Origin of the sequence: Ectothiorhodospira lacustris (assembly GCF_022227785.1) — a bacterium.
Classification (GTDB): Bacteria; Pseudomonadota; Gammaproteobacteria; order Ectothiorhodospirales; family Ectothiorhodospiraceae; genus Ectothiorhodospira; species Ectothiorhodospira lacustris.
In genome coordinates this window covers 1-10,352 of sequence record NZ_JAJNQM010000098.1, presented here as the reverse complement: position 1 = coordinate 10,352, position 10,352 = coordinate 1, and the positions used below count along the sequence as shown (strand labels likewise).

The following is a 10,352-nucleotide window of genomic DNA, read 5'->3' as shown; positions in this document are numbered from 1 at the left end:
AGGCCGGATTGGCCATGGTGAAGACGTAGTCGCATGGTTCGCCCCGCTCATCCAGGATGATGTCGTGCATGGCCGCACCACTGAGGGAGTTGTCGAACAAGGCCCGAAAGCGTTCCTCGCTGGACTTGATGGCCCGTTCCGCCAACTGACGCTCATGGATCCCCTGGCTCAGTATCTGGTTGGCGTTTTCCAGGGAGCGATGACTGCGCTGGAGTTCCAGATCGGACCGCAGGGTGCGCAGATAGCCGTGCAGTAACAGCAAACCCAGGCCGGCAATGACCAGCCAGGCGAGGCTCAACGTCCACAATTTCCGCCACCAGGCGGCCATGATCGTGTGTCGCGCCTCGCCGGCCACCACCAGGAAGGGCAGATCTCGCACTATCTGGGCCGTGTAGGAGCGGTGCATCCCGTCCACCGGCGAGACAATGTTGAAATGCACGGTATCCAACGCGTTATGGAGCAGGGGTTCCACTTCGCCGTCCCCCACCGGGTGACCGAGCTGGGCTTCGAAGTCCGGGACGCTATCCCGGGGTCGCCGTGCCAGCAACCTGCCCTCGCGATCCAGGATGGTCAGACTGCTACCGGGTGTGAGCTCGGTACGCTCCAGCCAGTGGTCGAAAAACCCCAGGTCCAGCCGTACCCCCAGCAGCCCGGCAAACCGGCCCTCGGTATCACGAAGGGCCTGGGCATGGGCGACGAGAAACCGTTTGCCCTCAGGGGACCAGAAGGTGCGGGAAACCTGGCGCTCCAGGCCGGGATCAGCGCGCAGGGCCTGAAAATGGCTGTGATCGCTGATGTCGTGATCGATCTCTTGGGGGCCGCCGGAGGTATGCGTCATCACCCCTTCGTGATCGAACAGGGCGATGGCCTGGGCATGGGGCAGGAGACGCAGATGCCGTTCGAGCCACTGGTTGATTCGGGCGTGGGCTTCGGGGTCGTCATCGGGCGGAGGGAGGTGCTCGGGGCGGATCTCGCCGGCCATGCTGCTGAGCAGGGCACCGCTGGTCTCAAAGGCGGCATACAGCCATTCGCTCACCAGTACGCTGGTGGAATGGGTGCGCTGGCGGGCGGCCTCCATGTCCTGCGCTCTGGAGGTGGTCAGGTCCCAGGCGATCACCAGGGCCAGCGCCAGGCAAAAGCCCAGATAGAGTATCCAGGCCTTGAGCGCGATGTGACGGTGCTGGTCATCCCCAGGCGGCGGGCTTTGGGTCACCGAGGTTGTTCTGGCGCAGGCATCTAGGATATCTCCCGAAACGTGTATGGAGGCGGGTCACTCTGGTGTCGCCATGGCCGGCCCCGACGGGAAGTGTCTTCCCCACTTATATCATTTACCGTGCGCGCGAATTCACGATCAGGATGGAACCCTGCCATTCTTCCGACCGATGGCGGTTGCCGCTTCCAGCTTGACCGTTTTAAGGGCGGGACACGCCCGGTTCGCCTGTGAAGTGAGCGATGCAGTCAGGTCGCCAGCAGCAGGAACCCACCGAGGTGATTCAGCCCTGGCGGGCTGAACACGGTAGGAATCCCCTTCGTTTCCGCCCTCGGGCGGCGAGCATCAGCGAGAGGGAGGGGAGGATGTCAGTGCGCCGGGCACGGCGCACGTCTATAGGGTGAAAGTCCCGAACAGTGAAGTTGGGAGTAGCTGTTAGCCAAGACGGCAAGGGTGTCCACCGCAAGGTGGAATCTGAAGGAAGCCTGCGGCAAACCGCTGAGCCGAGGAACACGAACCCCATAGGAGGCGGGCTGCGTGGAGTGAGTGTGCTGAAGAACACAAAGCTCATCCCAACACGGCAGCGCAGCACGTATATGAGGCGGCTACATGGCGGGAAAGACGTGCGTCTTACCCCGGGAGGTCCCCCATGACCGTCGGAGCCAAACCAACTGCACAGCGGGAGGGGCGGCAAGGGCATGGGGGAAGTCAGCAGCGGCCATAGTAGGTGGCGACATCCCACTGAAGGGCCAAAGGTAAGTGAAAGGTCTCTCTGTGATCTCTGACCAACGCGATGACAACCGACCGCAGTTTACTGGCAGCGGCAGACCGACCGCAGGTTGGAGACCTTGTGAACCCTGTTACCCGATCTCCATGGATGATGTGCTGGACAGCGCCAACATGGCGGATGCATGGAACCGGGTGCGGAGCAACAAAGGGGCCGCCGGCCCCGATGGACACACTATCGAAGAGACCGGGCGTCTACTGAAGACATCCTGGCCGGAGATCAAAGATTCACTCCAGTCGGGTTCCTATCAGCCAGGTCCGGTCAGGACGGTCCACATCCCGAAAGGGGATGGTAAATCCCGTATGCTGGGAATTCCCAACGTGGTAGACCGTCTGATCCAGCAAGCCATCCATCAAGTGCTCAGTCCTCACTATGAGAAGGACTTCTCCGCCTCAAGCTACGGCTTCAGGCCAGGCCGGAACGCCTGGCAGGCAATTGGGCAGGCCCATGACTACGTCAAACGGGGCTACAACACCGTGGTCGACATTGATCTGGAAAAGTTCTTTGACCAGGTCAACCACGATATCCTGATGGCCAAGTTGGCAAGGCGTATCCAGGACAAGCGTTTGCTGGGCCTGATTCGCCGCTACCTCCAATCGGGAATGATGATGGATGGTCTCGTCAGCCAACGCGAGAAAGGCACCCCTCAGGGATCTCCCCTGAGTCCCTTGCTCAGCAACATCCTGCTCGACGAACTCGACAAGGAACTGGAAGCCAGAGGCCATCGGTTCTGCCGATACGCCGACGACTGTCAGGTCTACGTCAAAAGTCTTCGGGCGGGCCACCGAGTCAAGGAAAGCATGACAGCCTTTCTGGAGACACGACTGAAGCTCCCAGTAAACAGGAGCAAGAGTCGCGTCGTGGCCGCTTCAAGAAGCAGCTTTCTGGGGTACGGCTTCCTCGGGATGGCCAACCCTCGGATCCGCTGCAGCACGGAGACGGTCAAACGCTTCAAACGACGGGTCAGGCAACTGACCCGCGGGCATGATCGAGAAGCAATCGAGGTTAAACTGGCTCGCCTCGACAGATACATTCGGGGTTGGGCCAGCTACTTCCGGCTGGCGAAGACGCACCGGTTGTTTGCTGACCTCGACGGCTGGATCCGAAGCCGTTTACGGATGTGCTTGATGAAACAGTGGTTCAAACCGCGAACCCGGGTGAGAAAGATGATCGAACTCGGTTTGCCGGTGGACGAAGCCCGAGGCTACAGCCAACACAAGCGCTGGTGGTTCCTGGCCCAACTCCACCACACGCGGTTTCTGATGAATAACCATTGGTGGCGCGACCGAGGCTTCCGAGGTGTGAGCTTCTATGTGAAGCGGTTTGCCAACACTTGACCAACCGCCGTGGTACGGATCCGTATGCCCGGTGGTGTGGGCGGACGGGGGCTAGCCCCCCTCCGACCCGATAGGTAAGGTGCTTTGTAGTAAATCCCACAATCTACCCCGTCAGGTCACACAACCACCATCACTCCGTCATTAAATAATCATTCCAAATCATTAGGTTGATGACCTGGCACGATAATCGCTAAATCCTCTGCATGGCCCTACCAGCCCAACGAGGACATCCATGACCACCCCGCCCGGCATCGTCATCGACGACACCACCCTGAGAGACGGCGAACAATCCGCTGGCGTGGCCTTCAATGACGCCGAGCGCGTGGCCATCGCCAAGGGGCTGGACGACCTGGGCGTTCCCGAGCTGGAAATCGGCATTCCCTCCATGGGCCCCGAGGAGCGGGAATCCATCGCCCTGCTGGCTCAGCTGGGACTCAAGGCCCGTCTGCTGGTGTGGAGCCGCATGCGCGCCGATGACCTGGCCGACTGCGCGGATCTGGGGGTTCAGATGGTGGATCTGTCCATACCGGTTTCGGATCAGCAGATCCAGCGCAAGCTGGGTCGGGATCGTGACTGGGTGCTGAAGAGCATCCGTCGGCACGTGGCCCAGGCCCTGGAGCTGGGACTGGAGGTGGGTGTGGGGGGAGAAGATGCCTCCCGGGCCGATTCCGATTTCCTCTGCCAAGTGATAGAAACCGCCCAGGCCGCCGGGGCGCGGCGTTTCCGCTTCGCCGATACCGTGGGCATCATGGAACCCTTCGGCGTGCTGGCGCGTATCCGGCAGCTTCGCGCCGTCTCCGATCTGGAGATCGAGATGCATGCCCACGATGACCTGGGCCTGGCCACCGCCAACACCCTGGCTGCCGTCCTCGGCGGCGCCACCCACGTGAACACCACCGTCAACGGTATCGGTGAACGGGCCGGTAACGCCGCCCTGGAAGAGGTGGTCATGGGGCTGCGCCGGCTCCACGGCATCGAGACCGGCGTGGAGCTGCGCCGCTTTCCGGCCCTGTCCCACCTGGTGGAGACCGCTTCCGGCCGTCCCATCCACTGGCAGAAGAGCCTGGTGGGGGAGGGGGTGTTCACCCACGAGGCCGGCATTCATGTGGACGGCCTGCTCAAGGACCCCGTCAATTATCAGGGGGTGGACCCGGCTGAGCTGGGGCGGGAGCACCGCCTGGTGCTGGGCAAGCACTCCGGCGCCCATGGCGTGATGGCGGCCTATGCGCGTATGGGGGTGACACTGGACAAGGCCCAGGCAGCCCTGCTGCTGAGCCGTCTGCGTCGATCCGTTTCCCAATCCAAGCGGCCGCCGACGGAGCATGAGCTGGCCACCTGGTATGCGGAACTCACCCATCTAAGCGGGGCTGTGGCATGAGGCCTCCTCTTTCGTTGATATCCACCATCGAGGTCTGAACCATGACTGACACCACCGAACTTGAAGAAGACCTGCAGGAAATGGGGTCCGCCGAGGAGTTTCTGGAGTATTTCAACATTCCTTACGATGAAGCCGTCGTACGGGTGAATCGCCTGCATATCCTGCAGCGTTTTCATGATTACCTCTCCGGCACTCTGGACAACCTGCCCACGGACCTGTCGGCCCGTCGGGATGTCTATCGCAGTCTGCTGATGCAGGCCTATGCGGACTTCGTGGAATCCGATGCCCGCACCGAAAAGGTGTTCAAGGTCTTCAAACGAGCGGCCCCGGGCGTCACCGTGGTGCCGCTGGAACAGGCATTCATCCGGAGATAGTCCCATGGAGCAATATCGAGAATACGGTGAGCAGGTCAGGGTGGTTCGACCCTTGCGCAACGACGGCACCTATCCCGGCATGGACCGGGGCGAGCTGCTGGTGCCTAGGGGCAGTGTCGGGGTGGTCATCGGCAGGGGCACCTTCCTGCAGGATCAGGTGATCTACACCGTCAACTTTCTGGACGCGGGCCGTGTGGTGGGCTGCCGCCAGGAAGAACTGATCGACGCCGATGCCCACTGGGTGCCCACCCGGTACGAGTTTCGCGACAAGGTCACCCCGGCGATCCCCCTGGGCATCAACGGCGAGGCGGTGGTGGCGCCGGGGACCGTGGGCGAGGTCTGCAAGGTCCTGCGGGATCTGCCCGATGGTGTGGCCTATCACGTGAACTTTGACGGACGGGTCCTGCAGGTGCCGGAAAAGGCGCTGACCGACCCGTCCGAGGAGTACCCTTCATGACCCTTGTACTGGAACAGCGTCCCGAACTGCTCTACATCGAACTGCGGGCCGCCCTGGACTACTTCAGTAAGCCCCTGGGCAGTCTCTCCGATGACGAGCGCAAGATCGTTCGCAATCGTGCCCTCAAGGCCTATGACATCGGCGCGCGTGCCCTGGCCTCCAGCGAGGCCAGGGATATCCATGTGCCCGAGGGGCAGGTGATCCGGGCCTTGCAGGAGATCGAGTCGCGCTATCCGGAGCCGAAGCAGTTCCAGGAAGAGCTGCGGCACCATGGCCTGGACCGGGAGGCCCTGCGGCAGGCCCTTTACCGGGAGTTGCGTCTGGAGGTCCTGCTGGAGCGGGTTGCCGCCCGGGCCGAACCGGTGACGGACGAGGAGGTGACCCGATACTATGAGTGCCACAAGACCCGGCTGGAGCGCCCGGAGACCCGCACGGTGAGGCAGATCCTGATCACCATCAATCCGGATTACCCTGAAAATACCTCGGAGGCGGCCCGGGCACGTCTCGAGATGATCCGTGACACTTTGCTCAGTGACCTGGGGACCTTTGCCGATCTGGCCATGCGCCATTCCGAGTGTCCCAGCGCCCTCAAGGGCGGTCTGCTGGGGCGGATGCCCGAGGGGAATCTTTACCCGGAACTGGATGACGTGCTGTTCAAGATGGCGGCCGGCACGGTGAGCGACCCGGTACAGACGGAGGTGGGCCTGCATCTGCTCTACTGCGAAACCATTCACCCCCCCGGGCTGGTCACTTTGGACGAAGCCGGAGGCCGCATCCGTCAGGTACTGGAGCAGCGGCGCCAGGCCAATTGCCGGCGGGCTTGGCTGGAGTCCCTGGGGTGACCCACTCCCTTTGGGTTACTCCCCGACCTGTTCGTTACTCCCCGACCTGTCCCGCACACCTTAAACCCCTGTCCGTTACCTAATTCCATGTCCGTCACTCCGGCCCTCTTTCCGTCACCCCCGCCCCTTCTGCCGTCGCTCCCGCGAAAGCGGGAGTCCATGATTTTCAGCCTGCCACTGGATTCCCGCTTTCGCGGGAATGACGGACCATGAGTCATCATCGGCGCATCCTTTGCCACTGGATTCCCGCTTGCGCGGGAATGACGATCCGGGGCATCAGCAGCATCACTTGCGGGAATGACGATCCGGGGCGTCAGCAGTCTCCTCGCCGGAATGGCGATGCTGCGGCATGCGCATTACCGCAACCTCACCGGCCCATAGGGCATATCTCGTATTTGATCATGGTCATGCATCCGATACCGGGTGAATGCCGCCACGTCATCAAACTGCATGAACGGATTCCCCTCCGCCTGTTCCTCCAGTGTGGACTGCGGCTTCACGCCGTAGTCGTGGCCCGGATGGATCAGGGTATCGCCGGGTAGTGTCTGCCGCAGGCGGGCCAGGGTATGGAACATGACGGCGGGGTCCCCTCCCTTCAAGTCACAGCGACCGCAGCCGAAAACAAACAGGGTGTCACCGCTGATGAGGTCATCGCCCAAGTGGTAGCAGGCCGATCCCGGCGTATGCCCGGGGGTATGCAGCACCCGGATCGTGGTGTCGCCCAGAGGGATCAGATCACCGTCCTGGTGCAGGTGTGCATCCGCCGGGCAGTCGCTCCATAGCGCAGCCTCGGCCCGGAGCAGATGCACCCGGGCATCAGGGGCCTGTGTCCGCAGGCGCTCAAGGCCGTTGACGTGATCCTGATGGGTATGGGTGAGCAGGATATGGGTGATCTGCAGTCGTCGGGCGCGGGCCAGATCGGTGATTTCTTCCACTTCCCAGGCTGGATCAACCACGGCAGCGGTGCCGGAGGCGCTATCCTCAATAAGATAGATCCGGTTGCTCATGGGGCCCAGTTCCAGGGCGTGGATCCGGTAAGGCTTGTCATTAGTCATGAAAGGGCTCCCAAATGCCGAACATGGGCCGGCCGGTTGGCCGGGCAGGGGTCCATGTTACTGGAACAGGCAGGTATATTGACCGGGAAGAGCGTGGGGCCGATCGGAAGGAGGTGCTGGCAGGATGAACGAGGAGACAGACCCGAGCGAAAAGGCATCTCCATTGGTGGACCGTCTGGCCCGGCCTGCGGCGGCAATGGCCATGATGGCGGCCGCTCTGGCGGCATTGCTGCATCTTTTGACGGTCCTGCTGTTGGCGTTGTTTGAAGCGGCCCTGAAGAGGGACTTCAGCTTCAGCACGCCCGACATGGATGCCCAATTGTTGGCCGGCATCCTCGTGCCCGTATTCTGGCAGCATGGGCTGCCGGTGGGTCTTGGGACCCTGCTGATGCTGGCGGCGGCTGGAACCGTGCTGTACGGGCAGGGCCGGCGCTGGGCAGAGATGGCCGGGGTGGGCGGGGTGCTGCTGGCGGTCTATTTGACCGTCATGGGGGTGTCGGCATGGGTGCCGGGGTTGATATTTCTCGGCGGCGTGGCTGCTCTTGGCATCAGCCCGTGGCTTCAGGGGCCGTCATTGAAAGATGCCTTGCCGTTGCCCGCGAACACGGCCAAGGAGCCTGAGCCGACGCTGGAGATGTTGCTGCGACGGAAACCGGGTGACCCATCGGATAACGGCGGGCGTTCGGGTGCCCCCGGAACGTCTCGTGCGAACGGCGTTGCAAAGGGTGGGAAGCGTCGCCTTGGCAGGGCAGAGGACAGGGAATGGAATGAGCCGGCCATCCAGTTGCAGCGGATTCTGCCGCCGGGGACGAATTATGGTCGGACAAGAACGAAATAAACCGGTGCGCCCTTAAGGGCGCACCGATCAGAGCCGCTTTAGATCAATCGAACGCCTGCCCCGGCTTGAAGCCGGCCTTCTTCAGCACGATGGCCAGCGGGCAGAACCCGGTGAAGGCCGACTGCAGAAGGTTCAGGCCCACAAAGGCGGTCAGCCAAAGCCACAGCGGGCTGGCCAGGGACAGCAGCAGGCTGAGCAGGATCATTCCACCGGCAAAGGCAAATACGGCACGATCAATCGTCATGGGCATGGCTCTCCTGTTTTTTAGGTTTTCCTAATATACAGGTGGATCTAGCGCTTCTCAATGGGCACGTAGTCCCGGGCGGCTGCGCCGGTGTAGAGCTGACGCGGGCGACCGATACGGGATTCCGGGTCCTGCATCATCTCGCACCAGTGGGCGTTCCAGCCGACGATGCGCGCCAGGGCGAAAATGGCGGTGAACATGTTCAGCGGGATGCCCATGGCCCGCAGGATCAGACCGGAGTAGAAGTCCACGTTGGGGTACAGCTTGCGCTCCTTGAAGTAGTCGTCTTCCGTGGCGATGCGCTCCAGCTCCATGGCCACCTCGAACAGGGGCTGGTTGTCGGCACCCATCTGCGCCAGCAGTTCGTGACACATCTTGCGGATGATCCGGGCCCGCGGATCGTAGTTCTTGTACACCCGGTGCCCAAAGCCCATCAGACGGAAGGGATCATCCTTGTCCTTGGCGCGGTTGACGAAATGATCCACGCCCTGACCGCTTTCCACGATCTGCTCCAGCATGCGTACCACCGCCTCATTGGCGCCGCCGTGCAGGGGACCCCACAGGGAGGTGATGCCGGCGGACACGGCGGCAAACGGGTTGGCCTCGGAGCTGGCGGATAGCCGCACGGTGGAGGTGGATGCGTTCTGCTCGTGGTCGGCATGCAGGATCAGGATCAGATCCAGGGCCTTGGCGAAGATGGGATTGGGCTCGTAACGCTCGGTGGGGACACCGAACATCATGCGCAGGAAGTTCTCGGCGTAGCCCAGTTCGTTATCTGGATACAGAAAGGGTTGGCCGATGGCGTACTTGTAGGACCAGGCGGCGATGGTGGGCATCTTGGAGATCATGCGGTGGGCCGAGATCTCCCGATGCCGGGGATTGTGCACATCGGTGCTGTCGTGGAAAAAGGCGGACAGGGCACCGAACACGCCGACCATGATGGCCATGGGGTGGGCATCGTGGCGGAAACCGTCATAGAAACGGCGAATGGCCTGATGCGGCATGGAGTGCTTCTGGATGATGCGAGTGAAATTTTCCAGCTCGGTGGCGGTGGGCAATTCACCGTAGAGCAGCAGGTAGCAGGTTTCCAGGTAGCTGCTGTGTTCGGCCAACTGCTCGATGGGATAGCCGCGGTACATCAGGATGCCCTTGTCGCCATCGATGTAGGTGATGTCGCTGCGACAGCTGGCGGTGGACATGAACCCCGGGTCGTAGGTGAAGTAGCCCAGTTCCTTGGACAGGGGGCGGATGTCCACGGTGGCGGGACCGACGGTGCCCTCCAGGACGGGTAGCTCTACCTGCTTGCCGGTTGCGTTATCAATGACCGTGACGGTACGGGGTTTCATGAGTTGTCCTCGTCATCCGTTGTTCAGTTTGGAGGTTCAGGGACCTGTCAGGTCCCGACCCTTATTCTTGTGACCAGCCCTTGCAGGTGGCCCCGAGGGGGCACACTTTATTGCGATGCAGCACCCTGAGTCCATGTTTTCCTGCAAGAAAAGGGCGGTGTTCAGGAGATGCCCGGTTGGTCCAGATCGTGCTTTCTAACCGGTTAGACGGCGATGCGCAAGAAAATCAGATCAGATGATATTGACATTGATTACCATTCAGGAGCAAATTCCTAGCTGTGGTGTCGGATAAACTGGCGAGGATTTAACGGCATGTATGTCTGTCTTTGCAAGGGAATTACGGATCATCAGATCCGCCGGGCGGTGGCCGAAGGCGCCGATAGCATGCGGGATCTGCGCCGACAGCTCGGGGTCTGCACCGACTGTGGTAAATGTGGCGTTTGCGCTAATCGTCTGCTTCGCGACACCCTGAATACGGCGCCCG

Annotated in this window: 11 protein-coding genes; 7 read left to right on the top strand and 4 right to left on the bottom strand. The window is 61.8% G+C overall.

What is annotated here, in order from left to right:
- The coding region (locus tag LQ952_RS14280; protein WP_238623295.1) for a PDC sensor domain-containing protein at positions 1-1,213 on the bottom strand (1,213 nt) is incomplete at its 3' end.
- Between the two features lie 870 nt (positions 1,214-2,083).
- Here LQ952_RS14280 and ltrA point away from each other — a divergent pair.
- The 5 genes from ltrA to nifM all read left to right on the top strand — a co-directional run bounded on the left by ltrA (position 2,084) and on the right by nifM (position 6,385).
- Positions 2,084-3,334 carry a group II intron reverse transcriptase/maturase gene (gene ltrA / locus LQ952_RS14275; RefSeq protein WP_238623294.1) on the top strand — a complete coding sequence of 417 codons (1,251 nt, stop codon included), beginning with the start codon at positions 2,084-2,086 and terminating at the stop codon, positions 3,332-3,334.
- 232 nt (positions 3,335-3,566) lie between these two features.
- Positions 3,567-4,712 (top strand): homocitrate synthase, encoded by a 1,146-nt coding sequence (gene nifV, locus LQ952_RS14270; RefSeq protein ID WP_238623293.1) that lies wholly within the window; start codon positions 3,567-3,569, stop codon positions 4,710-4,712.
- A 41-nt stretch (positions 4,713-4,753) separates the two neighbouring features.
- A complete protein-coding gene (nifW, locus tag LQ952_RS14265) occupies positions 4,754-5,086 on the top strand; it encodes a nitrogenase-stabilizing/protective protein NifW (RefSeq protein WP_238623292.1) in 333 nt (110 codons plus the stop codon).
- A 4-nt stretch (positions 5,087-5,090) separates the two neighbouring features.
- A complete protein-coding gene (locus LQ952_RS14260; RefSeq protein WP_238623291.1) occupies positions 5,091-5,543 on the top strand; it encodes a nitrogen fixation protein NifZ in 453 nt (150 codons plus the stop codon).
- A complete protein-coding gene (gene nifM / locus LQ952_RS14255) occupies positions 5,540-6,385 on the top strand; it encodes a nitrogen fixation protein NifM (RefSeq protein ID WP_238623290.1) in 846 nt (281 codons plus the stop codon). The genes LQ952_RS14260 and nifM overlap by 4 nt, the downstream gene beginning before the upstream one ends.
- Before the next feature lie 356 nt (positions 6,386-6,741).
- Here nifM and LQ952_RS14250 read toward each other — a convergent pair whose 3' ends face one another.
- Positions 6,742-7,440 carry an MBL fold metallo-hydrolase gene (locus tag LQ952_RS14250; protein ID WP_238623289.1) on the bottom strand — a complete coding sequence of 233 codons (699 nt, stop codon included), beginning with the start codon at positions 7,438-7,440 and terminating at the stop codon, positions 6,742-6,744.
- Positions 7,441-7,606: 166 nt separating this feature from the next.
- Here LQ952_RS14250 and LQ952_RS14245 point away from each other — a divergent pair, with 166 nt between their 5' ends.
- A complete protein-coding gene (locus LQ952_RS14245; protein WP_238623288.1) occupies positions 7,607-8,278 on the top strand; it encodes a hypothetical protein in 672 nt (223 codons plus the stop codon).
- 43 nt (positions 8,279-8,321) lie between these two features.
- Here the strand turns inward: LQ952_RS14245 and LQ952_RS14240 are convergent, their stop codons facing one another.
- Entirely contained in the window at positions 8,322-8,522 is a 201-nt protein-coding gene (locus tag LQ952_RS14240) for a YgaP family membrane protein (protein ID WP_238623287.1), read from the bottom strand.
- A gap of 47 nt (positions 8,523-8,569) precedes the next feature.
- Positions 8,570-9,868 (bottom strand): citrate synthase, encoded by a 1,299-nt coding sequence (locus LQ952_RS14235; RefSeq protein ID WP_238623286.1) that lies wholly within the window; start codon positions 9,866-9,868, stop codon positions 8,570-8,572.
- A 312-nt stretch (positions 9,869-10,180) separates the two neighbouring features.
- Here LQ952_RS14235 and LQ952_RS14230 point away from each other — a divergent pair.
- Positions 10,181-10,352: bacterioferritin-associated ferredoxin (locus LQ952_RS14230; RefSeq protein ID WP_238623296.1), on the top strand; the 172-nt coding region annotated here is incomplete at its 3' end.